General features: G+C 53.9%; 20 protein-coding genes. 9 read left to right on the top strand and 11 right to left on the bottom strand.

Annotation, left to right across the window (positions count from 1 at the left end; genetic code table 11):
• The first annotated feature begins 83 nt into the window (after positions 1 to 83).
• On the top strand, positions 84 to 695 hold the full coding sequence (locus tag AAGR08_RS21490; protein WP_345830035.1) for a TetR/AcrR family transcriptional regulator: 612 nt from the start codon (positions 84 to 86) through the stop codon (positions 693 to 695).
• A gap of 35 nt (positions 696 to 730) precedes the next feature.
• On the opposite strand, the gene AAGR08_RS21485 is transcribed toward AAGR08_RS21490, so the two are convergent.
• Complete coding sequence (locus tag AAGR08_RS21485; protein ID WP_345830816.1) at positions 731 to 1,846, bottom strand: metallophosphoesterase; 1,116 nt, start codon at positions 1,844 to 1,846, stop codon at positions 731 to 733.
• A gap of 126 nt (positions 1,847 to 1,972) precedes the next feature.
• On the opposite strand from AAGR08_RS21485, the gene AAGR08_RS21480 reads away from it, so the two are divergent.
• Positions 1,973 to 2,326 (top strand): MmcQ/YjbR family DNA-binding protein, encoded by a 354-nt coding sequence (locus AAGR08_RS21480; protein WP_345830033.1) that lies wholly within the window; start codon positions 1,973 to 1,975, stop codon positions 2,324 to 2,326.
• A gap of 23 nt (positions 2,327 to 2,349) precedes the next feature.
• Here the strand turns inward: AAGR08_RS21480 and cybB are convergent, their stop codons facing one another.
• On the bottom strand, positions 2,350 to 2,889 hold the full coding sequence (cybB, locus tag AAGR08_RS21475; protein ID WP_345830031.1) for a cytochrome b561: 540 nt from the start codon (positions 2,887 to 2,889) through the stop codon (positions 2,350 to 2,352).
• A gap of 91 nt (positions 2,890 to 2,980) precedes the next feature.
• On the bottom strand, positions 2,981 to 3,469 hold the full coding sequence (locus AAGR08_RS21470) for a MarR family transcriptional regulator (protein WP_345830030.1): 489 nt from the start codon (positions 3,467 to 3,469) through the stop codon (positions 2,981 to 2,983).
• A gap of 247 nt (positions 3,470 to 3,716) precedes the next feature.
• Between AAGR08_RS21470 and AAGR08_RS21465 the strand changes: the two genes are divergently transcribed.
• The 3 genes from AAGR08_RS21465 to AAGR08_RS21455 all read left to right on the top strand — a co-directional run bounded on the left by AAGR08_RS21465 (position 3,717) and on the right by AAGR08_RS21455 (position 5,942).
• The gene (locus AAGR08_RS21465; protein ID WP_345830029.1) at positions 3,717 to 4,871 is read left to right on the top strand and encodes an MFS transporter; all 1,155 of its coding nucleotides are present in this window, start codon (positions 3,717 to 3,719) and stop codon (positions 4,869 to 4,871) included.
• Positions 4,872 to 4,962: 91 nt separating this feature from the next.
• A complete protein-coding gene (locus tag AAGR08_RS21460; RefSeq protein ID WP_345830028.1) occupies positions 4,963 to 5,469 on the top strand; it encodes a DUF1543 domain-containing protein in 507 nt (168 codons plus the stop codon).
• A gap of 44 nt (positions 5,470 to 5,513) precedes the next feature.
• Positions 5,514 to 5,942 (top strand): NUDIX hydrolase, encoded by a 429-nt coding sequence (locus AAGR08_RS21455; protein WP_345830027.1) that lies wholly within the window; start codon positions 5,514 to 5,516, stop codon positions 5,940 to 5,942.
• On the opposite strand, the gene AAGR08_RS21450 is transcribed toward AAGR08_RS21455, so the two are convergent.
• Both AAGR08_RS21450 and AAGR08_RS21445 read right to left on the bottom strand, forming a co-directional pair.
• Positions 5,929 to 6,300, bottom strand: a complete 372-nt coding sequence (locus AAGR08_RS21450; protein WP_345830026.1) for a RidA family protein — start codon at positions 6,298 to 6,300, stop codon at positions 5,929 to 5,931. The genes AAGR08_RS21455 and AAGR08_RS21450 overlap by 14 nt on opposite strands.
• Before the next feature lie 51 nt (positions 6,301 to 6,351).
• The gene (locus AAGR08_RS21445; RefSeq protein WP_345830025.1) at positions 6,352 to 7,047 is read right to left on the bottom strand and encodes a B3/4 domain-containing protein; all 696 of its coding nucleotides are present in this window, start codon (positions 7,045 to 7,047) and stop codon (positions 6,352 to 6,354) included.
• 43 nt (positions 7,048 to 7,090) lie between these two features.
• Here AAGR08_RS21445 and AAGR08_RS21440 point away from each other — a divergent pair, with 43 nt between their 5' ends.
• Complete coding sequence (locus tag AAGR08_RS21440) at positions 7,091 to 7,693, top strand: XRE family transcriptional regulator (RefSeq protein WP_345830024.1); 603 nt, start codon at positions 7,091 to 7,093, stop codon at positions 7,691 to 7,693.
• Here AAGR08_RS21440 and AAGR08_RS21435 read toward each other — a convergent pair.
• On the bottom strand, positions 7,690 to 8,436 hold the full coding sequence (locus tag AAGR08_RS21435) for an SDR family oxidoreductase (protein WP_345830023.1): 747 nt from the start codon (positions 8,434 to 8,436) through the stop codon (positions 7,690 to 7,692). The genes AAGR08_RS21440 and AAGR08_RS21435 overlap by 4 nt on opposite strands.
• Positions 8,437 to 8,535: 99 nt before the next feature.
• Here AAGR08_RS21435 and AAGR08_RS21430 point away from each other — a divergent pair, with 99 nt between their 5' ends.
• Together AAGR08_RS21430 and AAGR08_RS21425 are read left to right on the top strand one after the other, a co-directional pair.
• Positions 8,536 to 9,441 (top strand): AraC family transcriptional regulator, encoded by a 906-nt coding sequence (locus tag AAGR08_RS21430; protein WP_345830022.1) that lies wholly within the window; start codon positions 8,536 to 8,538, stop codon positions 9,439 to 9,441.
• A gap of 337 nt (positions 9,442 to 9,778) precedes the next feature.
• A complete protein-coding gene (locus AAGR08_RS21425) occupies positions 9,779 to 15,727 on the top strand; it encodes an autotransporter outer membrane beta-barrel domain-containing protein (protein WP_345830020.1) in 5,949 nt (1,982 codons plus the stop codon).
• Positions 15,728 to 15,790: 63 nt separating this feature from the next.
• On the opposite strand, the gene AAGR08_RS21420 is transcribed toward AAGR08_RS21425, so the two are convergent.
• From AAGR08_RS21420 to AAGR08_RS21400, 5 genes are all read right to left on the bottom strand, one after another.
• Entirely contained in the window at positions 15,791 to 16,627 is an 837-nt protein-coding gene (locus AAGR08_RS21420) for a metal ABC transporter permease (RefSeq protein ID WP_097098328.1), read from the bottom strand.
• The gene (sitC, locus tag AAGR08_RS21415) at positions 16,620 to 17,483 is read right to left on the bottom strand and encodes an iron/manganese ABC transporter permease subunit SitC (RefSeq protein WP_345830016.1); all 864 of its coding nucleotides are present in this window, start codon (positions 17,481 to 17,483) and stop codon (positions 16,620 to 16,622) included. The genes AAGR08_RS21420 and sitC overlap by 8 nt, the downstream gene beginning before the upstream one ends.
• Positions 17,467 to 18,288 (bottom strand): manganese/iron ABC transporter ATP-binding protein, encoded by an 822-nt coding sequence (locus AAGR08_RS21410; protein ID WP_345830015.1) that lies wholly within the window; start codon positions 18,286 to 18,288, stop codon positions 17,467 to 17,469. The genes sitC and AAGR08_RS21410 overlap by 17 nt, the downstream gene beginning before the upstream one ends.
• On the bottom strand, positions 18,285 to 19,196 hold the full coding sequence (locus AAGR08_RS21405) for a metal ABC transporter substrate-binding protein (protein ID WP_345830014.1): 912 nt from the start codon (positions 19,194 to 19,196) through the stop codon (positions 18,285 to 18,287). Before AAGR08_RS21405 ends, AAGR08_RS21410 begins: the two co-directional genes overlap by 4 nt.
• Positions 19,197 to 19,494: 298 nt before the next feature.
• Positions 19,495 to 20,781, bottom strand: coding sequence for a PAS domain-containing methyl-accepting chemotaxis protein (locus AAGR08_RS21400; protein WP_345830013.1), 1,287 nt, complete (start codon positions 20,779 to 20,781; stop codon positions 19,495 to 19,497).
• A gap of 416 nt (positions 20,782 to 21,197) precedes the next feature.
• Between AAGR08_RS21400 and AAGR08_RS21395 the strand changes: the two genes are divergently transcribed.
• Positions 21,198 to 23,177: an autotransporter domain-containing protein gene (locus tag AAGR08_RS21395; RefSeq protein ID WP_345830012.1), complete on the top strand. Its 1,980-nt coding sequence runs from the start codon at positions 21,198 to 21,200 to the stop codon at positions 23,175 to 23,177.
• Positions 23,178 to 23,450: the final 273 nt, after the last annotated feature.

Raw genomic sequence — 23,450 nt, 5'->3', positions numbered from 1 at the left:
ATCGATCGGTATTTATATTGCGTAAAGGCGTTGTACGTTGTCAATGAATTCTGTATCGATTAGTATATATGGCGGAGGTGTTGATGATGAGAACAGGCAGACCAAGACAATTTGACCGGGATGACGCGGTAGTGAAAGCCATGCACCTTTTTTGGGAGCATGGCTACGATTCCACCTCGCTCGCGCAGCTGAAAGCGTCGATAGGCAAGGGGATCACCGCGCCAAGCTTCTATGCTGCGTTTGGATCGAAAGAAGCACTTTTCGCTGAAGCCGTGAGCTGTTATTTGCAAACGCATGCTCAGGTAACGGAAGCGTTGTGGGATCCCGACTTACCCGCCCGTCAGGCATTGGAGACGGCGCTGCGGAACTCCGCCAGAATGCAGTACGATCCTTCGCATCCGCGTGGATGCATGGTTGCGCTCAGCGTGATGTCATCCTGCAGCGAAGAAAATCGCCACGTGCTGAAACCCCTTGAAGCGTCGCGCAAGCGCACCCGCGCAGGGATTAGACACTGCATTGAGAGAGGCATCCACAGCGGAGAACTGAAAGATAATGAGGAAACGCTATCACTGGCGGTCAGCTTTAGCAGTTTCATGCTGGGGATCTCAACGTTGGCGCGGGATAATGTTCCCCTCGTCGAGGTTGAGCGGGGCATCGCACAGATGATGCGATTGTGGGATGCTGCCAGGGCATAAAAAAGGTCCGTGAACCACGGACCTGTCTTATCGGGTTAACGTCGCCGCTGCAGCGTAATGCGGGTTAACTCCGATGGACGCCCTAATCTCACTGCCATGCCCGGCCAAAGCGCGGTGCCGTTATTCACATAAAGCTGCATGCCTTCTACCTGATATAAGCCGGATACAAAGCCCGCATTAGGTTTAGCAAACAACCGATCAAAGCCCAGAATCAGACCGCCGTGCGTATGGCCGGAAAGCTGCAGATCAATTTTTTTCACCGCGTTTTGTCGCGCATTGCGCGGTTGGTGATCGAGCAGAATCACGGGCGCATTTTCCGGCGCACCTGCCAGCGCCACATCCAAATCCGGGCCAACGGCGCCTCGGCGTGAGGCGGAAGTATCGGGCATACCGGCAATCACCAGCTCTGCACCATTGCGGTTAATCACGGTGTGGCGGTTAAGCAAGGGTTCCAATCCGAGTGAGGCCAGATGGGCCGTCCAGCGCTCCTGTTCAAAGAAATATTCGTGGTTGCCGGTGATGGCGAAAACCCCATCGGGTGCGTGTAAATCGCGCAGCGGCTCCACGTCCGCGCGGCGATTATTCAGTGTGCCATCAATGACATCGCCGGTGACCAGAATAATATCCACTTTCAACGACATGGCTTTTATCACCAGCGCACGGGTCCATTTCTCATTGAACAGTTTGGTGATGTGCATATCGGTCAGCTGCAGCAGTTGATAGCCCTCAAACTCCTGGGGCAGGTTATCAATCTCGATGGTCACATCTTTAAGCGGGGGAACGCGAATGGCCTGATAGACGCCCACCGTGGCAAGAATCAGCGCAAACGCCGCCGCCACATAGCGAATGGCGGGAACTATCTCCAGCGGATGAGGGAACAGCAGCGAGATCAAGGCCACCACATCAATCACAAACTGGGTGATAGCGAGAAACAAAACGGCGCTAAAGCTCCAGTTGAACAGGATGACGATCGCGCGGGGCATTTCCGGCGAGAACATGCTGCCGGAGGTAAATCGGCTGACCAGCAGATACTGTGAAGCCAGTAACACCAGCAGAGAGAGAACAATTTTTAATAGCAGTGGCATCGCTAGCGGGAATAAAAACCGCGCGATGACATACCAGCTCGGTATGCTGAAAATCAGATGAAACATCATTCACTTCCCTGGTTTAAGGCGCAGCGGACGCGCAAAAAAATCAATTCGCAGTGTAGTCTTTACTGATTAATATTATGGCTTCGCGCGTGCTTTTTTTTGCACGTCATTCATCAGGGAGCATGCATGCAACGTCAACAGCTGTTCGACTACATCAGCCAGCATTATCAGGTGGAACCTGATTATCCCTGGAAAAAGCACAGCGAATACGCAGTGCTGCGTCACCCGCGTCATCGCAAATGGTTTGCGCTGGTATTCCCGCTGGAGAGCCACAAACTTGGGCTACCGGATGGACCGATGATTGACGTGATGAACATCAAAACCCGCCCCGAACTCAATGGATCGCTGCGCCAGCAGCACGGCGTCTATCCGGCTTACCACATGAATAAAGAGCATTGGATCAGCATCACGCTGGAAAATGGTCTGCCGGACAGTGAGATCCTTGCTCTGCTTGATGACAGCTTTAGCTTGACGTTTTAGCCTGCGTGACGCTGTCACTTAAATCAGCGCGAGCGTCGGGACGGCATCATGCGCACCAGCGTATTATCTTTAAACAGATAATGGTGCGCCAGCGCGGCCAGGGCGTGTATACCAATCAGCCAGTAACCATAGGGCGCGAGGGTTTCATGCCAGCCCGCCAGCGTATCGGCAAAATCCGGGTCCGGATCGCCACTTACCGGCATTGGGATGCCAAAAATCCACCAGGTGCGGCCCATATAGAAGCGCGACAGAATGCCCAGCGTGGGCAGCACGATGAAAAACAGATAAATCGCCAGATGCATCAAATGTGCTAAGCCGGTTTGCCAGTGCGGTGGCTTAGGCACAATCGCTGGGCTGCGATGACGAAAACGCAGCATAATGCGCGACAGCATTAGCACCAGCACACAGCTTCCGGCGCTGAAATGACCAATGATCATCGCAAAACCTTGCCACGAACCGCGCGTCGCTAACCCACGAAATTCCATGGTGCAATAGGCGGTGGCCACTAACAGGAAGGTCAACCAATGCAGAAATATCTGCGACGGGGCGTATTTGTTGCTCATGTTTGATCCGTAAGAATGCCAGGCAAGACGCTTACTTTAACGGAAAACGTGCTGAATTAATTCGTAATTTGACACATCTGCAACCTCAATTTTACCTTTCGCTTGCCACCAATAATTGGCTCAATAGCCCTTCAAGTTGCTGCTGCTGTGAAGCATCCAATGCGGCCAGCAGGCTATTTTGCGTCTGCGTATGCACTTTCAGCGCCTGCTCAATCTTCTCCTGCCCGGCGGGAGTTAGCGCAACCAGCATGCTGCGCTTATCCTCCGGATCGGCGATGCGGATGATCGAGCCCACTTCCTCAAGTCGATTAAGCCGATTGGTCATAGCACCCGACGTCACCAGCAATGATGTATAGAGCTGCGTCGGTGACAAGCGATAGGGCGCGCCCGCACGGCGCAGCGTGGCCAGCACATCAAACTCACCCTCGCGAAAGCCAAACGGTGCCAGCGCGTCGGCCCGCGTTTTCGCCAGATGTTTCATGATACGTAGCATGCGACCAAACACCGCCATCGATGACGCATCCAGCTCCGGCATAGCGCTGGCCCACTGTTCCATTACAAAATCAACGTGATCCGCCAATCTGCTTCTCCATTCATTACTTTTCATACGTTTTGGCATCATCCTTAGCGGCGCGATTTATCGCGCATCTCAATGACGGCCGAATGCCCATCCAGGCACTGCGCAATAAATCGCGCCGCTACGCGTGGTAGGTGTTTTTCACCGTTGCCCTGCCAACGTGCAATTTGTTGCTTTGTGCGCAGGGGCTGTTTCTCCTGAGTAAAGTATCTTAACGTTAAGATACTTTTAACGTGCAAGGAGATGCAAAGTGAATCGTACTTTACCTGCGGTTGGGCTGTTTGCCGTACTGGTTTTTATTATCGCGCTGAATTTGCGGCCAGTGATGGCGGCGATGGGGCCGCTTTTCCCGCTGCTGCAGCATGACGCCCAGTTAAGCGCTACGCAACTCAGTTTGTTAACCACGTTGCCGGTGATCATGATGGGGTTGGCGGCGCTGACGGGGCCGCTGCTCCTGCGTACGCTGGGCGAAGTGCGTGGTATCGCCTGTGGATTAGTGCTAATAGCACTGGCCAGCCTCGCGCGCGGCGTGAATCATTCAGCCATAATGTTAATAACCAGTGCATTGGTGGCGGGCTGCGGTATTGGTTTGATTCAGGCACTCATGCCCGCGCAGATTAAGCGTCGTTTTGGTGCGAAAGCGGGAACCTTAATGGCGCTGTTCACCACTGGCATTATGGCGGGTGCGGCAATCGCTGCTGCCAGTGCAGCACCGCTGGCGACTGCACAAGGTTTAGGCTTAACGTTGGCAATCCCTGCACTGCCGGCTGTGATTGCCCTTTTACTGTGGCGGGTGATGTCACACCACACGACGCCCGTGCCAGACACAGACACCCCTCGTTCAGGCGCGTTAGGTCAGCAACGCCCCTGGCTGTTGATGATTTTCTTCGGTATTGGCACCGGCGCCTACACGTTAGTGCTCGCGTGGCTGCCGCCTTTCTATATTCAGCACGGCTGGCAGCCAGAGCAGAGCGGTTACGTGCTGGGCGCATTGACGTTGACGGAAGTTGTCGCAGGGTTTGTCCTGGCGGCTGTGATTCATCGCTTTCGCGATCGTCGCCGACCATTGCTGGTGGTATTGGGGATGATTTTGCCAGGCTTGCTCAGTTTGCTGATGCTGGGTGGTGAGCAGGCGTGGCTGCCGACCTTGCTGCTGGGATTGGGCATCGGCGCACTGTTCCCGCTTTCATTAATCGTCACGCTGGATTATGCGCGCACGCCTGAAGAAGCGGGTGCCTTGTTATCGTTTGTGCAGGGTGGTGGCTATCTGCTGGCGGCATTAATGCCGTTGATTGCCGGAATGGTACGCGATCGTGCAGCCTCACTTGACAGTGCGTGGGTGATAATGAGCGCCGGCATTGTGCTGCTAATGGTGATGGCACTGCGTTTTAAACCGCAGCATTAGGCAGTATGGTTGCAGCATGAATGCGTTGTTTCGCTATGTATTATGTTTTATAACGCCTGCAACGCTTTGAGATTGCAAAGGAAATGACCACGTGAACCTATTTATCTTTTACGTTGGCGGTAATGCCGGAAAATCCAACATTGAAGTGCACGATATCCAATTCGTGGCTGCAGATAAACCCGAAGATGCCTGGCCAGCGCTGCGTGAAGCCTGGTTTGGTGATGCCGATAAAATCCACGTCGACGGTTATGCGCGCATAACATGGGCTGACGGTTATCGGGTGTCGCTGTCGTCAGAACCGGCTAGCAGCCGTCAAAAACTTTTCTTTGTTAATGCCGGAGCCTATCATCCTTCGACGCTGGCGGAACTGCACGCGTTCGATCTATTTGTGGCGGAGAATGTGAAAGAGGCTAAGGCGAAGGGTTTGGCTAATCTATTGCCCGGGGCAGATCATCAGCACAAAGACAATCTGAAAGACGTTGATGATTGCCTGCTGCTGGAAAAAGTGGGCGATCTCTATATCCACCTCACGCCGGAGGCTAACGGTGAACCTTTCCGCCCAGAATGGCAGGGTTATCAGCCGATTGGTGTAGTGTAATCATAGGTTCGTCATATATGACGACCTGAAAACAAGGAGCATATATGTCGCCACAGGTAGGTATTGGCGTTTTAATTTTCCGCGATGGCAAATTGTTGTTGGGCCAGCGTAAAGGCAGCCACGGCGCCGGAGACTGGTCTGCGCCGGGCGGGCATCTGGAGTTTGGAGAATCACCCGAAGACTGTGCACGTCGTGAGGTACTGGAGGAAACCGGCTTGCAACTGCGGATGTTGCAAAACGGGGCTTTCGTTAGCGATGTCTTTCCCGAGGTCAACAAGCACTACATCACGCTGTTGATGGTGGCGCAGGATGCTAGCGGTGAACCGCAGTTGATGGAGCCTGAAAAGTGCCGCGGCTGGCAGTGGTTTGCCCCCGAGGAATTACCTGAACCGCTATTTGCACCGCTGCGCAGCTGGCTTGAACGTGATGGATTGCTTGCGTTGCAGAGATTGGCGCAGGTTACAGCGCGATAATCGCCTCAATTTCAATCTTCAACTCGGGCGAAAACAGTTGGCTAATTTGCACCAGCGAACTGGCAGGCAGATGGTCGCCATAATACCTAAACAGCACGCTGCGTAATGCGTTGATCTCATCAAATGAAGTGATAAAAATGGTCACTTTGATGAGGTTCTCTAGCGAACTCTGTTCTTCTGCTGCAATGCAATGCAGCTGCTGGAAAATGGCTTCTGCTTGCGCGGCGATATCAGCCTGCTGCGCTGGCGTGCCAAAGGCCGTCAAGCCAGATACATACAAAGTATCGGCATGCTTTACCGCGTGTACATACGGCGCTTTGACTTCACCTAACTGCGGGTAGTTTTTACGCGTTATCATCTGTTTCTCCTTAAACGATTTTTAAAACCATTACTTTGACAAACATATCTTTTAGCTTTGGCTTGCGCTAAGCACATTGCGCACCACGCTGGCACCCGGCATCATTTGTTGAATACCGTGCTCCAGCATATCGCCCGCTTGCTGCAAGGCGTCCAGAGGCATGGCCGGCAAGCGCTCTAGCACAAACCACATCTGCTTTTGTTCAATGCTCAGACGCGTGCGGACACCTTGTCGCCAGTTCCAACGTCGGCAAGTCACGCCAGTATCATCGCGCCATATCACTTCGCCTGGCTCTGGCGATTCATGACTTAACACGCCTTCTTTATAGACATCGAAGAGTTCGTTGCCAGTAGCGCGCGTTAAAAGTGGATTACCCGCGTAAGCCGCCACGTTCTCACCACCAACCGGAATGGCAAAACGAAGGCTCACCGCATTATAAAGATCAACAATGGGATCGATGGCGGCCATAGTACCGTCACGCTGTACGCGTTTACGTAGTGCATCCGCCGAACAGGGCGTACGCTTGGGTTTGGTACCAAAGCGTTTAAACATTTCCGCCCACTGTGCCAGATGTTGCTCGGTCCAGGGGAAATCCTGCTTCAGCATATCGCGACAGGCGCGCGTCAGCGTTTCTTCTCCCACCTGCGGATGCAATACCGGCGCCGCCTGTACCAGAATGCTGAGCGCGGTGAACTCGGGAGCCAGTGCAGAGACGGAAGGATCGATTGACGGGTTAAAGGCGAACATAACATAATCCTGTAATGACTAATTTATCCCATAATAGTGACCGATGAAGAATAAAGTCAATAAAATGACCGAAGTGGGTGCTGATATCGACTTTGTCAGTGCTGCAGTGTCCACTAGCGTTAAAACTTACCGCCAACAGCAAAAATTATCCCTCGATGAGCTGTCGCGCCGCGCAGGAGTGAGTAAAGGGATGCTCGTGGAAATTGAGAAAGGTAGTGCTAATCCTAGCATTGCTATTCTGTGCAAAATAGCCGCGGCGCTGGGTTTATCAGTGGCGGATATTGTCAACGTCAGCGCCGATCCATTGGCGCATCTGGTTGCAGAAGCGGACATTCCAGTGTTATGGCAGGGCGAGAAAGGCGGCACGGCACGTTTGCTAGCGGGCACGCAGGGGCCGGACATGATTGAGCTGTGGCATTGGCAGATGTTTCCCGGCGAAGCGTTTGAGTCGCCGGGCCATCCATCGCGAACCTACGAATTACTGCATGTCGAACAAGGGGAATTGACACTGAAGGTTGATGAGCAGGTATTGGCAGTGCCGTGTGGCAGTTCTGCGGTAGCAAAAACCGCTGCGCCACACAGCTACGCTAACCTCGGCGCGCAGCCGCTGGTTTTCACCATGGCCGTCGCCGAGATTCACAGTTAACCGACTTGATTAGCTAAGGCTACCGCATCTTCACCCGCTGGAATGCGCATCGGCGCATTAGGATCGGTTGCCGCACGCCATACCGCTTCAGCAACATCGTCGGCTTTCGTGGTTGGCTGCGGTTGTTGCATTGCGTTAAATACGCCATCAAGCAGCGGCTGATAGGCCTCGAGCTGAGTGTTTTCCATGCGCGGCCTCGCATTCTTGCCAAAGTCGGTGGTTGGCGCCAGACCGGGCAGCACCAACCGCACCTTGATATTGAACGGCTCAAGCTCGTGTGCCAGTGATTCTGTAAAGGCATTCACCGCAGCTTTACTGCCGGTGTAAACCGCCAGCAGCGGCAGGGATTTCAGCGTAACAGTCGATGTCACATTGATTACCGTACCGCTCTTCTTCGCACGAAACTGTGGCAGCACAGCCTGCGTCAGTGCGATGGTGCCGAGCGTGTTAGTCTCAAACACGTCGCGCACCGTCGACATCGGCGTGCCCTCCAATGAGGTCAATACCCCGATCCCGGCGTTATTGACCAGCACATCAATTTCGCCAGCGTCGGCGATGGCTTGTTTGATACTGGCAGCGTCGCTGACATCCAATGGCAGCAGGCGCAGATTTTCTGAGGCGGGAAACAGATCGGCGCGCGGATTGCGCATAGTGGCAATTACTTTCCAGCCGCGCTCAAGGAAATAGAGTGCGGTGGCATGACCAAAGCCAGAAGAACAACCGGTGATTAGAATCGTTTTCATCTTTTACTCCTGCATTGCATTGGGGTAGGCAACCACTATAGAGTTAACGCTCTGGACTCACTACAACACAACGTCCGGTTTTCATTCGCAGGAGTCCAAATGATCGATCCGCTGGCAGAGATGGTTTCGCTGTTGCAACCCCAAGCCGCGTTTTCTAAACGTGCATGTGCCAATGGCCACTGGCGCGTACATCGCAGCGAAACCGGCCAGCCATTTTATTGTGTGGTGCTGGAAGGCCGCTCCCAGTTGAAGATGAAAGGCTTTCCAGCGATTACCCTTGAGCAGGGCGACTTTGTGTTAATCCCTGCCGCATGGGAATTCTGCATGACCAGCGCCGAACCACCCGCAGACGATGTGCCGGCAACGCTGCCGCAAATGCTTGCACCGGGCGAATACTTTATTGGCGATCCGCATCAACCGGTCGAGGTAAAGACGTTAATTGGCTATTGTCAGTTCGACGCACCGGATGCCGGTTTGATCGTCTCACTGCTGCCGCAATTTATTCATGTGCGCGGCGAATCGCGCTTGACCACGCTGGTACAACTGGTGATGGATGAATGTCGTGCGCAGCGTCCGGCGCGCCATGTGGTGCTGGAGCGATTGCTGGAGTTGCTGCTCATTGAAGCGCTGCGATCGATGCCACTATGCAACGCTTGTCCGGGCGTGATGAGCGGTTTAGCCGACGAAAGACTGGCGGCGGCGATACGGGCTATCCACGCTAATCCGGCACACAGCTGGACGGTGGCCGAACTGGCGAAAGCTGCTGCGCTATCGCGTTCAGCTTTCTTTGTGCGTTTCCGGGAGGCAGTTGGCGTAGCGCCGATGGTTTATTTACTCACGTGGCGCATGGCGCTGGCGAAAAACCTGCTGCGCGGCAAAAGCATGGCGGTGGCCGAAGTGGCGGAGCGCGTCGGTTATCGTTCCGCAAGCGCTTTCAGCGTGGCATTCAATCGTTACGTTGGCCAGCCACCCGCGTGGTTTGCGGCAGCTGAAGAGGATGTTTAGCGACGAAGCTGCAAATTGCCGCTTAAACGGGTAATTTTTTTCTTCGGCCTAATTAAACCCATCGCCACCTATTATTGCCATCCTTTTTTAATCTTTTTATTAACTTTTAGGTCCGATGATAATTATTCTATTTTTAGCTAATTTCCTAAATCTTCTCTCCCACCTCACAAATACTTAACTCAAACTAGACGATTCCCATACATAGCGTAGATACTCATTTCACCCGATTTCAAACGTTAAAAAGCTGAAACAAAATAATTCAATCACTTAAATAAACCTCAAGCGTAACGGCGTAAGGTTATGCGCGTTTTGTCTTTTCTCAATTGAGGAAAACAATGTGTTTAAATTAAATCCGGTGTTACTCAGCCTTGTGGCAGCACAAGGCATGATATTTCCTGCTTTGCCCACCATGGCGGCGGTATTAAAGCCTTATACGCCCGAAATTAATGACAATAAGGTAGGCGCGTACTGCTTATGTAATGGCAGCACGCAAACGCTAAGCGGATTGCCGCAGTTCACGCCGGGAGAAAACGGAACGGGAAGCGTAACGATAGGTGAATTGCGCACCATCGGCCGAATTATTAATGACAATGTGATTGGCGAAGCGCGATTGCAAATCGGGCCGCAGAATTATGCCATCGGCATCCCTAACTATGAGGAAAATACCTATAAAACCTATCAGGTCTTTAATACTGCTGACATTGTGGATTTGCCGTCAGTAGGCCTGGATACCGTAGTGCCAGATTATTTTGATGTAAACGACAAACAATATATCAATGCGCGCGTCGCTTCTGTTAGCAATGGCACGTTAAATATTGATATTGGCCAGCATAACGCAGCGGCCAATTCCACAACCAATCGCTGGTCGATGGCCGCTAAACAAAGCCAGTTATTTACCGCCAGTAATAAAGGGCATTTGAACTGGAATGGCAATAACCGCATTACCTTCACCGCGGGCACCACGCCTTACGGCGGCGATCGGCTGGCTTATGATGTGGGTAACGTGGTGGAATATGCCGGTGTGTTTACCGTCAATACCCTGGATGGCGGCACCAGCACTTTCAACGTCACCAACCTCAGTGAATTACGCAATTATAATGACTGGTTGATCGATCAACTCTCTAACGCCAATCTCAGCACCGACAGTTATAACAGCGAATTTAATAAAGCCTATACGCTGCGCGATGGCCGCGTGGTGTACCGCATGAGTACTAACAATTTTGATGATGAAGTGGCACTACCGATATTTGATCAAGTGGTACTCAGCGCTGACGGACCGAAAGCGTCTGTTAAAATCAATCGCGGTAAAACCCTTGAAGTGGTGAACAGTAATAGCGCAGTGATGCGCGCCAGCAATGGTGCGAAAGCCATTATCAATGGCAAGCTTGCCAGCACCGGCTCCGGTTTGGAGTTACTTAATAACAGTCGTGGCTTCAATAACGGGGTAATTAATAGCGGCTTTCTTAATAACGCCAACGGTAAAGGCGTTGATAGGTCAACCCTCGGCGGCGGCGGGATGGCGATTTTTGCCACCAATGGCAGCCGATTTAGCAATTATGGCGTCATCAATTTTCAACCCGGCGGCGGTAACACGCAGGGAATATGGCTCGGTGATGCCAGCGCTATCAACCATGGCAATATCAATATTGGGGTAACCGATACCGTAGGCAGCGGTTCGGCCATTGGTGTGATTGCCAGCGGTACCGGTGGTTTTACTAACGCTAAAGACGGCACAATCTACATTGGGCGCACCCCGCAAAACAGTAAAAACGATAAAACCCAAGACGTTGCCGTCAATCTCAGCGGCGGCGTCACTGCGGTTGAAGGTTTTCTGGATTCCACCACCATCAACAATGGCCGCATCGTCATTGGCTCGAAAGTGCAGAATGCGGTGGGCATGAAAGTTGAATATGGGCCCAATGCCCTGGCGCGCAACAACGGCATCATTGAGGTAAACGGTAAGGCGCAGTATCAGCCGGCAGAGAATATCGGCATGTTGGTATTGGATTCCGGCAGCGGCGGCAAGGTGGGAAATGCGGGAAGCATCAATCTTAATGGTGATAACAGCACCGCCCTCAAAGTTATTGCGCGTGATGGTAACAGCGCCAGCGCGTACTCCAGCGGCACCATTAACGTCCGCGGTGATGCCGATCGTTTCAGCGGTACCAACAATACCGCTGTTTGGGTGATTGGCGAGCCGGGCAGCAGCGCAACGGCGAATCTCACCGGGAAAATCAATTTGCGCGGTACCGCAGGCATTGGCATCCGCGCCGAAGGTAATGCGACGGTAAACGTCAGCGCCAACGCCGTGCCATCATCGGTGGGAAATGGAGACTTTCTCGGTCAACGGCAAATCAGTTTTTATACCATCGGGCCGAACGCCAAAATAAATTTGCCTGCAAATGGGCATTACGCCACATCAAGCAACGGCGGCACGCTTTTCCGCGTTGAGCAGGGCGCGGATTTTGATGGTCGAGGCATGACGCTTGCAATGAATGCTCCCTTTGCGCTTGGGGTCTATGCGGCTGGCGACGGCAGCGAGATCGCTACTCTCGGTGCCACCTTCAATCTGAACAGTCGCTACGCATCCGGGCTGTGGATTACCGACGGAGCACACGCTACCGTTGATGCGGCAACCCAAGTCCACCTCAGCGGCGAGGATGCTGGTTGGGCTGCAGCGGATGGTTATCGCTATTTGCTGCAAGGCTCATTGGTCAATCCAGATACGCAATTTAATAACAATACCTTGTTGATTAACCACGCAGCGGTTAGCGGTAGCGACAACTTCCAGCGCGGGTTGATTGCGCGTAATCATGCCCAGGTGATCAATACCGGCAACATTAACTTGAGTGGTTTGGCGCCGCAGGCAATCTATGCGACCAACGGCGGAAAGGTGACCAATAGTGGCGAGATTAGCGTCGCCAACAACGGTGTGGCGCTTTATGCCGATGGTTATGAGTTTGTTGGCGATAAGGTGACGACGTCTGACATCAACAACACCGGTACGCTGAATATTTACTCAGGTGCCTACGGTTTTATTGCCTATGACCGACTGTCACGCATCAATCAAAACAGCACCATGAATCTGTTTGGCGATTATACCGTCGGTGGGATTGTCACCGCCGGGGGACAGGCAAATCTTGGCCCACAGAGCCGCGTGGTGTTCCACGCACCGAATCAGGTGGGCTATCAGGTTCAGGATTATGGATCAGGGCTGATCGCGAATGGCAGCAACATCAATGTCAGTACTGAGGGTTCCACCCTGTATGAGGTGACCTTTGAGGGTGCGCTCTATTCCCTGGTTGCGGGTACGGTAACGCTGAGCGGCAAAAATAGCACCGGGATCGATGTGTCCCAGCCGGGATCTTATGTCTCCGGTACCGATAATTACCTGGTCACGGGTAAAGGCGCGACGGTAATGCGCGCCAGCAGCAGCGCTTCCGGCGTGCTGAGCAACACCATTACGTTGAATGGCCGCAACAATATCGCCGGACAAGCGAGCACCAACAATACGGAAATTTACGCAGCGGGTTACATCACCGGCAATGGTCGTAATGCCACCGCATTTGATGTCAGCGACGGGGCGCGCATATTCAATCAGTATCAAGGTGTGGTCGATCTTAAGGGGCCCAACAGTACCGGCGCACGCGTGCATGACGGTGGTAACTTTATCAACCGGGGCAGCATCCACATTGCTTCGGGTACGGGTGTGGATGTCAGCAGCGGCTACGGCCAATACGTGCCGGTTGATAGCGCATTGCGCGTCGATGACGGTATTGCGGCGCTGCGCGTTGGCGACGGCGGCTGGCTGAAAGTCTATGGCGATGGCCAGGGAGCGAGCGCCCTGCAGGCGATGGGTAAAGCGGATGGCTTATTACTCGACACCGGCGCCCAAGGCTTTGAAGCCAACGACATCATCCTGGGATCTTACGGCAGCGGCAGCGTGATCAATAACCGCGCTGAAACTGCCAACATCTCGCTGGATAACGTGATGCTGGATGTGAGCGGCGGCAACGGCGTGCGTTCAGCCACCTCGTTCGATCCGAACGGCCGGGCCTTAATCAACGTCAGCGGCGGCGGTACCGGTTATCGCTTTGAAAATGCCGATGGTTCAACCACGCGCAACGATCTGGTGATCGGGAAGGATTATGCCATTCTCGTTTCCGGCGCAGGCACCGGCATTCGCGCCAATACCAGCGGCAAAGTCATCTCGCAGGGTTCAATCGGTATCCGTGATTTCAACGGCGGCTCGGCGATTGTCACCAGTACCGCAAGTCAGGTCATTAACCAGGGTTCCATTACTTCTCTGAGCCGCGTGTCTCCGCTGATCGATCTGCGCGGCGGCCAAACGGTGTTTATTAACGAAGGCATTATCAACGCACCGTTCCCGGACCAGGTGGTTGTCGCCGGCGGTGCGGGTAATGATGTTATCGCCTTACTTAAAGGCGGTGTGGTGGGGGATGTGAACAGCGGTAGCGGCAGCGATGAACTGATCGTCAGCGGCGGCACGCTCAACGGTAGCCTGACAATGGGCAGCGGCGCGGCGAATCAGGCGACGGTACAAAACGTGAGTTTGGCGGATACTCGCCACATCACCACCGATCATGGCGCGGGCAGCACGCTCACTCTCAGCGAACTGACGGCGCGCGGTGGTTCCTTTGCCAGCGATGACCTGAGCAAAGGGACTAACCTCGGTGCAGGCTGGAGCACGCTTAACTTCTTCGGCAGCCAGTGGACGTTAACAGACAGCATTAAGTTGGCGCACAGCACCATCAATATCGATGCCGGCAGTACGCTGTTCGCCGGGGATAACGTCAACCCACGGCTACAAGGTGCGAGCAACGATTCGCTGGTGGTGAATAACGCCGGTACGCTGGATCTCACCAACGGCGGCAACACGGCGGCGAACATCTTAACCATCGACGGCGAGTTGGCCTCTGCGGGCGGCAGCCTGAAACTCAATTCTACGGCGACGCAAAGCGATGTGTTGCGGGTTAACGGCAACGCAACCGGCACTACCCTGATCGACGATACGCTGGTGGGCGGCCCCCTAATGGATCGCGATCGCGATGGCGCAATTGCCGCCAGTGAAGGCGTCTCGCTGGCGCAGGTTTCTGGCAATGCCAATGCCGAAAGCTTTGTGCTAAAGGACGGTTATGTCGCATCCGGGCCGTGGCAATATGGTTTAGCCAGCTTTACGCCGGATAGCTCAGCAAGCGGTTTGTGGGATTATCGTCTCGCCAACAACTTTGTTTGCGAAGATGGCGCATTGTGTCAGCCGCGCACCGGCAGTAATCAGCGCGCCGTGCGTTTGGCCGTAACGCCACAGGTGCCATCCTATATCTCGGCACCCGTTGGTCTGGCTTATTACTCGCTGGCGGTCACCGACGATCTGCATAAACGTTTGGGTGAATTACGTCAGCAGCAAGGCGATGCCGACGCGCTGGGCGGCGAGATGTTTATCCGCTATCTCGGCTCCAATCTGAAATACCAAAGCAATCGCGGCTTGGCCGATTACGGCTATGACTTTGATCTCGATTACAGCGCGGTACAGTTGGGCGGTAATCTGCTGCGCGCGGAAGGTGCTGAAGACAGTCTGCGCGGCGGCGTGGCCTACACGCGCGGTAACACGCGCATTCGGCCACACGCGGCAGACGGTTACAGTTCCACCAGCTTCGATAGCGACAGCATTTCGCTCTATGGAACCTGGCTGCGTGATAGCGGGTTCTATCTTGATGGCTCGCTGAGCTGGGGCTGGTATCGCGGCGAAACTGACATCGCACGGCAAAAAGAGGTGTCATCACCGAAAGGCAATGGCTGGACGGCCTCGGTGGAATCGGGTTATCCGTTTGCTTTCGCCAACGGCATCCGGCTAGAACCGCAGGCGCAAATTACCTGGCTGCAGATGAAGATGGATAGTTTCACCGACCGCGACCGCACGCGTGTGTCCTATGACGATTATGATCAAACTATCGGTCGGCTCGGCGCGCGGCTTGATCGCACCTGGCAAGATGCTAGTCAGAACGCCTATACGCCCTATATCCGCGCCAATTACTACAAAGGCTGGGGCGGCACTGCAAAAACGAACATTGGATCTGCCGATGCGGATGGCAGCCAAACGTTTGAAAGCGGGAAGTTTGGCCAGATGTGGGATGTTGGCCTGGGCGGCAGCGCAACGCTGAAAAAAGACGTAGCGCTGTATGCCGAAGCGGATTATCGCAAAGAGATCGACGGCAACGGCGCGAAAGGTTGGCGTTATAATGCCGGCGTCAGATGGTCGTTTTAAGCCGGATTGTAAGGTAAACGGATGGCTCCAACGGGCCGTCCGGGTTTATTTCCCGGACGGCGGTTAAACGTGTCGCTGCTGGGTGCGGTGGTCTCTTAGCGTGGCAAAAAGAAATGCCAGTACGAACAGCAGCGCGTAAATCACCACAATGGTTGGACCCGGTGCGCTATCGAGGAAGAATGAGGCATAAACGCCGCTGAAACCGGTCACCATCGCAATGCCTACTGCCAGCAGCATCACCTGCACGAAACGACGCGCCAGCAGCAAAGCAATGGCGCCGGGCGCAATTAACATGGAAATCGATAAAATCACGCCCACGGATTTCAGCGCGGCGACGATGGTTAACGAGATCAAACACAGCAGGCCATAATGCAGCACTTTGCCATTGATACCGCAGGCGCGCGCCTGATTGGCATCGAAAGCATGCAGCAGCAAATCACGCCACTTAATGCCAATCAACACGCTGACAATGATAGCGATAACGGCGGTCTGGATGATATCAGCGAGACTGATGCCTAACATATCCCCGAACAAAATATGGTCGAGATGGACTTCAGGCTGTAGTTTCAGGTACAGCACCAAACCTGCGCCAAACATACCGGAGAAAACAATGCCCATTACCGTATCAGGTTTTATGCGGCTATTTTCGGTGATATAGCCGGTAGCGACGGCACACAGCATGCCGGCGATGAACGCACCGATGGCGTAAGGCAGGCCAATCAGCCAGGCGATCACTACGCCGGGGAATACCGCGTGACTCATGGCATCGCCCAACAGCGACCAACCTTTTAGCACCAAAAAAGCAGACAGCATCGCGCACGGCAATGACAGCAGCAGCGTGGTGATCAGCGCCATATTCATGAATGCAAACTGGAAGGGGCTCAGCAAAAGTTCACTCATCAAAGCCATTCTCCCTCGTCAAACGGGCACGACGGCGCGCGGCGAGCACCCCATGTTTAGGCGCAAACACGAAAGCCACCAAAAACACCAGCGTCTGGGCCACCACAATGACGCCGCCCGTGGCACCGTCGAGAAAATAACTGCTCCACGCGCCGAGAAAGCTGGTGACGCTGCCAATGGTTACGGCGATCAGCAACAGACGCGGAAAGCGATCCGTCAACAGGTAGGCGGTTGCGCCCGGCGTAACCACCAGGCAAATCACCATGAATGCGCCAACCGTTTGCAGCGCGGCAACCGTCGAGGCGGAGAGGAGGGTGAAGAATAAGATTTTCAGCCGCAGCGTATTCAGACCCAGCGAGCGGGCATGGCTTTCATCAAAGAAGGTGACCATCAAATCTTTCCACTTCAACAGCAAAATGGTGAGCGTAATAACGCCAATCGCACCGAGCTGCCAGATATCGGCGGGCGCAACGGCAAGAATATTTCCCAGCACGATGGTCTGAATATTGACTGCCGTGGGATTGAGGGACACCAGAAACAGACCGATACCGAAAAACGAAGAAAAAATCAGGCCAATGATGGCATCTTCTTTCAGCCGCGTGCGCTGATTGAGAAACAGCATGCTGCCTGCCGCCAATCCCCCGGAGAGAAAGGCGCCTAACGCAAAGGGCAATCCCAGCATATAGGCACCGGCCACGCCGGGCACAATTGAGTGCGACAGCGCATCACCAATCAATGACCAGCCTTTCAGCATCAGGAAGCAGGACAGAAAGGCGCAAATCGCGCCGACCAGCGCCGCAATCCACATTGCATTCAGCATGTATTGATAACCAAACGGCTCAATAATCCACGACATGGCTTGCTCCCCGGTCGTGATCCCTGGTCAAAACTCGCTGTAGCAATACCGTATTACGCTGATGCAGTACGCCATCGAACGCCTTTGCCAGGTTTTCGGCGGTGAAGGTCTCCTCCAGTAAGCCGCTGGCGATAACCGTATTTTTGACGAATACGCAGCGGTCGCAGAACTCAGGAATGGCATTGAGATCGTGGGTGGAAACCAGCATGGTGCGCCCTTCATTGCGCAGCTCCCTGAGCAGGGCGATGATGGCCGCTTCCGTTTTTACATCTACGCCGGTGAAGGGTTCATCTAGCAGGATGAGTTGACCACTTTGCGCCAGCGCGCGTGCCAGAAATACGCGTTTTTTCTGCCCGCCCGAGAGTTCGCCAATCTGACGGTGGCGATAGGCGCTCATCCCCACGCGCTCCAGCGCCTGCTCTACGCTCTGTTTATCGGCCGGGCGCGGAATCCGCAGCATGCCCATGTAGCCGTAGCGACCCATCATCACCACATCTTCCACCAGCACCGGAAAGCTCCAGTCAACGTCCTCCGATTGCGGTACATAAGAGACGATATTGTGTTTCAACGCCTTGTTAGCCGGTAAACCTGCCAGCGTAACCGCGCCGGAAGAGAGCGGCACAAACCCCATGATGGCTTTAAACAATGTGGATTTACCGGAACCATTCACACCAATCAGTGCGGTGATGCTGCTTGCCGGCACGCTAAAGCTTGCCTTGCGCAGCGCGGTGTGGCCATTGCGATAGGTAACACCGACATTTTCCACGCTTAAGCCCGCCGCGGCATTCATCTCGACCTTGCTCATTTCTGGCTTCCTTCTGTGATGCCTTTCACCACGGTTTCGGTGGTGACGCGCAGGAGATCAAGATACGTTGGAACCGGGCCCGCGCTGTTGCTCAGCGAATCCACATACAACACGCCGCCATAATGGATTTTGGCTTCACGCGCCACCTGCTGCGCCGGTTTAGCCGAAATGGTGCTTTCACTGAAAATCACCGGAATGTTATGGGTGCGTACCGTATCGATCACTTTGCGCACCTGCTGCGGCGTACCTTGCTGATCGGCGTTGATTGGCCATAAATAGCGTTCTTTCAGGCCGAAGTCTCGCGCAAGATAGGAGAACGCGCCTTCGCTGGTGACCAGCCAACGTTTATCCACCGGCAGCTTTTCGATAGCAGCGCGCATAGGTGCGATGGTTTGCTGGATCTGTGCTTTGTAACGCTCGGCATTGGCCTGATAAATCGCAGCATTGTGCGGATCGTATTTTTGCAAAGCATTACGAATGTTATCGACGTAAATCAGCGCGTTATCCGGCGACATCCAGGCATGCGGATTGGGTTTGCCGTTATAGGGACCTTCGGTGATGCCCATGGGTTCGATACCCGCCGTTACGGTGACTTGCGGCACATCGTTTAAGCGTTGATAAAAGCGGCTAAACCACATTTCAAGATTAAAGCCGTTCACCAGAATCAGATTCGCCCCCTGCGCGCGACGAATGTCACCGGGCGTGGGCTGATATTCATGAATTTCGGCACCGGTTTTGGTAATTGAGGTCACCTCCGCCGCATCGCCCGCTACATTCTTCGCCATATCTGCAATCACCGTAAACGTGGTGACAACTTTCAGTTTCTCTGCTGCCGCGGCGCGACAAGGCAACAGCGCACTAAGCGTGAGCAGCGTGATAACAAGGGGCAAAAAGCGTTGGGTGAACATCGTCGTCTCCAGAGTAATATAGCCAATGCTATAAAATATAGCAGGTGCTATTTATATGAAGCAATTTTGTTCACAATGCCAGTACAAAGACAAAAATTTACCGAAAGGTGAAGTGGGAGGTTGCGGGGATGAATGCTGAATATCGAGTGAAATTGGTACGCATTGATGCGTTAATGCCGACTATATTGCGGTTATATGCGAGTGCGCATGAATGCGCACCTTACAAAAACCCGGCTATATCCACGCAGGGTCGCCATTCATGGCGACCAAGACGCAAAGCTGCGTACCTGGCGCAGCATCACACATCCAACCGATGAATCACATTCACAAACTCATGTACGCCGCTGTTTATTTCTCTCAGGCTGCGTGACAGGACGCTGATTTTATCCTGCTCTGTAACCACAAACTGCTTCACTTCATGCAACTGCTGTTGCATTTGCGCAATCAGACTGGCGTTGTGTTCCACCACTTGGGTGATCTGTTTGGTGGCGCTGGAGGTCGATGCTGCCAGGCGACGCACTTCGCCCGCCACCACGCTGAATCCTCGTCCCGCTTCACCGGCTCGCGCGGATTCAATCGCCGCATTCAAGGCCAGAATATTGGTTTGTGAGGCGATCAGGTTGATGGTCTCAACCACTTCGCTGATGCTTTTAGCCGACGCGTTAAGCTCAGCACCAATCGCGGTGGCCGCGTTGACCTGAACCGCCACCAGGCCGGAGTTGCGGATAGTTTCATCCAGCACCTCATTGGCATTGTCGGTAATTTGCGAGGTCTCTTCAGAGGTGGTGAGCGCAATGTCCGCCACACGCTTGGCGGCCTCAACGCGCGCGGTGATGTCAGAAGCGATTTTAATCACCTTGTACACCTTGCCATCGGCGTCATAGACCGGGTTGTAGCTGGCTTCGAGCCAGATGCGATCGCCGCTGGCGGTTTTGCGCTCGAAGCGGCCGACAAAGTGTTGGCCTTTAGCGATTTTGCGCCAGAAGTCGGGGTTTTCGCGATAGAAATCATCGAAACAGAACAGGCGATGATGTTGGCCTACAATTGCCGCCAGCTCATAGCCCATATGCGTCAGGAAGTTGCTATTGGCACCCAGTATCTGACCTTCCGGAGAGAATTCAATCACCGCCATGGAGAGGTCGAGCGCCGTGATCACGGCTTCTTTATGCTCCAGCTCCTGGTGACGTTCGGTAATATCAGACGCCACCTTGATGACTTTGTACACATGGCCCTTCTCATCGCTAACCGGAAAATAGGTGGCGCTGAGATAGAAACGCTGACGCTGCTTGTTAAAACGCTCGAAAATTCCCGTTACCGATTCTCCGGCCGCCAGCGTTTGCCAGAACGAGAGATAGCGGGATGATTGGCTGTAATGTGCGCTACAGAAGATGCGGTGATGCTTACCCTGAATTTCATCCAGCTGGTAGCCGGTGGTTTCAAGGAAGAGTGGGTTGGCGGTAAGGATTTCGCCATTGGGCGAAAACTCAATCCATGCAACATGCTGTTTGATCGCATTGATATCTTTAAGCACATCGCCGCTCTTTGAAAACGGCAATGTAAGACTCGACTTTTTCACACCAAACATGGGAAGCCTCAGGCGATTGCTGTTGAACGAAATGCGTGCAGCTTCAGTTGGGTCACGACTACGATGCGTAACCTCGACTGCTCCGCAAGATTCCCCTTCGCCGGACACTTCAAAAGGTGTCTCTCTGCGCATCAGCGCCGCATGGGGTCATTAAGTAACCTACCTGATGTTTTAAACGAACCGATTGGCGGTTCACCTTTGGTTATCGGCGCGAAGAACTAAAGGTTTAATTTGAATGCATGTCATAACAGCGCCAGAAATGCCGCCCGCATTTTTGCGGTATCGAACTGGTAATAAATCCGCTTCCTGACTAGATGTTTAACGTCCTTGTTATCACTTTGCTTATCCTGGATGCGACTTTGCTAGCCCACGATGCTGCGGCATGACGCGTGGGCGTTACCTTTTTGGAGTTGATGATGAAAAACCACAAATGGGCACTTTCCGCCGTCGCCATCGCGACGCTCAGCAGCTTGCTGATGCCTGCTTCCGCATTGGCGTGGGATAGTTTGACGGTATTTGGCGATAGCTTAAGCGATGGCGGCAACGTGGGCCGCTTCACCTATGATGGCGCGCAACATCCGCTGTACGATGAGATTCTCGCGGCCCATCTCGGGCAAAATCTGCAGGCTTCTTCACGCGGTGGCAGCAATTATGCCCAGGGTAATGGCGTAACGATTCCCGCCATCAACCCTGATTTGAACACGCAAGATCAGCTGGCGAGCTATCTGCAATCCACCGGCGGGCACGCTGACGGTAACGGCCTCTATATTCATTGGGTTGGCGCTAATGATATTGCTGCGGCCGTCACTAATCCGCTGACCGCGCGTGAAACCATCAGCACCAGCGCCACGGCGGCGGTGGCACAGGTAAAAACGCTGCTTGATGCCGGTGCGGGCGCGGTGATTGTCCCCAACGTGCCGCAGCTGGGATCGACGCCCTATATGGTGGAAGCTGTGCTGAGTGTCCTGGGGTCAGCCGCGACGCCCGCACTGGCGGCGGCATTTCAGTCGCTGGATGACGTGGCAACACCCAATACGGCGGCGCGTCAGCAGGCGGTGCAGGATGCTTTTACCCAGGCGGCAGGGCAGATTTCAACCATCCCGGTGGTGCGTGATGCGCTGGCTAAACAGCTTTATGCGGCCTGGCAGGCGCTGAGTGAGCAGGTTACCGCACTGTCAGATGGCTACAATCAGCAAGAAGAAGCGGGGTTAGCGCAGCTGAATGGCAACATTGTGCGTGTTGATATCGCCAGTTTGTTCAATGAAGTGATTGCTAATCCCACGCAATATGGCTTATCCAATACCATCGGCATGGCGTGCCCGTTAGGCACATCGGCGGCAGAATGTTCCTCGGCCGCACCAGGATTCTCCAGCGCACAGGCGTATCTATTTGCCGATCATCTGCATCCCAGCCCGGCCGTGCATGCGATGATCGCGGATTACATCCAATCAGTTCTTGATGCACCCGCGCAAGTGGCAGCGCTGTCGCAGTCCCCGCTGATGATGGCGCGTGACATGCACAATACGCTGGATGGGCATTTGCAGCAGCAGCGCCAGCAACCGGCCAGCGCCGGGCAATTCACGGTATTCGGCGGTTATGCCGGGCAGCACAGAGATTATCAGGGTGACAGCTGGAACAACGGCGATGCTAACACCACCAATCTGACGCTGGGTATCGGCTATCAGCTTACCGATAACTGGCAAACCGGCGTGCTGTTCTCCAACGCAAACCAGCGTCAGGAACCCTCATCAAACTTTGATTACAAGCTGCGCGGTAATCTAGTGGCCATTTACAGTCAGCTTACGCTGTTCGATCAGGGCTGGATCAACGCTGATTTGCACTATGCCGATCTCGATTTCGACAGCATAGAGCGTGACATTCATATCGGCCCGGCTACGCGCACCGAACAGGGCAACAGCAGCGGTAAATTACTGGGTATGCGAGTACAAACCGGCTGGTCGTTACCTTTGGGCGAACACCTAAATACCGGGCCCGTAGCGAGTTACGCGCTGGATTATGGTCGGGTTGGCGGCTACAGCGAAAACGGTGACAGCAGTATCTCAATGCGTTACTCCGATCAAACCACTCATTCTCAGATTGGCGCAGTGGGATGGCGAATTGATAGCAAACAGTGGCTGATTAATCCCTGGGCGCAGGTCAGTTATAACCACCAATTTGGCGATACTGATTCCACGGTACGGGCCGGATTGAAGTCAACCAGCACATCCTTCGCGCGCAGCATTGAGGCGGGCGATAAAAATTGGCTGGATATGTCCGTTGGTGCCAACGTGCCGCTTGGGCAAACTGTCAATGCGTTTGCGGGGGTTTCTACGGTGGGCGGTAACAGTGACTACCATCAGGTGACGTGGAATGTCGGCGTAAACGCCACGTTTTAATCATGTGGCCAGCAGCGAGGAGCGCTGGCCACCCTGCATCGGTTCAACAGGCTTTTTAATTGATTGCTGAAATAAACAGTCATGTCATTAAGGTATGACGCTTTAAATGTGATGTTCGCCCGCGTTTATCGTACCGATGATAACAACATGGCGCCTGCGATTAATCTGTAAAGCAGCGAGTGAGCCGCTGCGCTTTTTATCAAAAATCATAGCGTTGCTCTCAAGAGATTAATGGGCATATTTTAAAAGACTTTAATTAGCATGGCACTCAGT

Origin of the sequence: Pantoea sp. BRR-3P (genome assembly GCF_039621635.1) — a bacterium.
GTDB lineage: Bacteria > Pseudomonadota > Gammaproteobacteria > Enterobacterales > Enterobacteriaceae > Pantoea > Pantoea floridensis.
This window is presented reverse-complemented; position numbering and strand designations above follow the sequence as displayed.

What these genes read in the sequence shown, in the direction of transcription:
- AAGR08_RS21405 (WP_345830014.1), bottom strand. Translation starts at nt 19,196, where the DNA reads ATGTTCACCCAACGCTTTTTGCCCCTTGTTATCACGCTGCTCACGCTT.
- AAGR08_RS21445 (WP_345830025.1), bottom strand. Translation starts at nt 7,047, where the DNA reads ATGTTCGCCTTTAACCCGTCAATCGATCCTTCCGTCTCTGCACTGGCT.
- AAGR08_RS21410 (WP_345830015.1), bottom strand. Translation starts at nt 18,288, where the DNA reads ATGAGCAAGGTCGAGATGAATGCCGCGGCGGGCTTAAGCGTGGAAAAT.
- sitC (WP_345830016.1), bottom strand. Translation starts at nt 17,483, where the DNA reads ATGTCGTGGATTATTGAGCCGTTTGGTTATCAATACATGCTGAATGCA.
- AAGR08_RS21395 (WP_345830012.1), top strand. Translation starts at nt 21,198, where the DNA reads ATGAAAAACCACAAATGGGCACTTTCCGCCGTCGCCATCGCGACGCTC.
- AAGR08_RS21440 (WP_345830024.1), top strand. Translation starts at nt 7,091, where the DNA reads ATGAAGAATAAAGTCAATAAAATGACCGAAGTGGGTGCTGATATCGAC.
- AAGR08_RS21420 (WP_097098328.1), bottom strand. Translation starts at nt 16,627, where the DNA reads ATGAGTGAACTTTTGCTGAGCCCCTTCCAGTTTGCATTCATGAATATG.
- AAGR08_RS21455 (WP_345830027.1), top strand. Translation starts at nt 5,514, where the DNA reads ATGTCGCCACAGGTAGGTATTGGCGTTTTAATTTTCCGCGATGGCAAA.
- AAGR08_RS21450 (WP_345830026.1), bottom strand. Translation starts at nt 6,300, where the DNA reads ATGATAACGCGTAAAAACTACCCGCAGTTAGGTGAAGTCAAAGCGCCG.
- AAGR08_RS21435 (WP_345830023.1), bottom strand. Translation starts at nt 8,436, where the DNA reads ATGAAAACGATTCTAATCACCGGTTGTTCTTCTGGCTTTGGTCATGCC.
- AAGR08_RS21485 (WP_345830816.1), bottom strand. Translation starts at nt 1,846, where the DNA reads ATGTTTCATCTGATTTTCAGCATACCGAGCTGGTATGTCATCGCGCGG.
- AAGR08_RS21490 (WP_345830035.1), top strand. Translation starts at nt 84, where the DNA reads ATGATGAGAACAGGCAGACCAAGACAATTTGACCGGGATGACGCGGTA.
- AAGR08_RS21480 (WP_345830033.1), top strand. Translation starts at nt 1,973, where the DNA reads ATGCAACGTCAACAGCTGTTCGACTACATCAGCCAGCATTATCAGGTG.
- cybB (WP_345830031.1), bottom strand. Translation starts at nt 2,889, where the DNA reads ATGAGCAACAAATACGCCCCGTCGCAGATATTTCTGCATTGGTTGACC.
- AAGR08_RS21430 (WP_345830022.1), top strand. Translation starts at nt 8,536, where the DNA reads ATGATCGATCCGCTGGCAGAGATGGTTTCGCTGTTGCAACCCCAAGCC.
- AAGR08_RS21400 (WP_345830013.1), bottom strand. Translation starts at nt 20,781, where the DNA reads ATGTTTGGTGTGAAAAAGTCGAGTCTTACATTGCCGTTTTCAAAGAGC.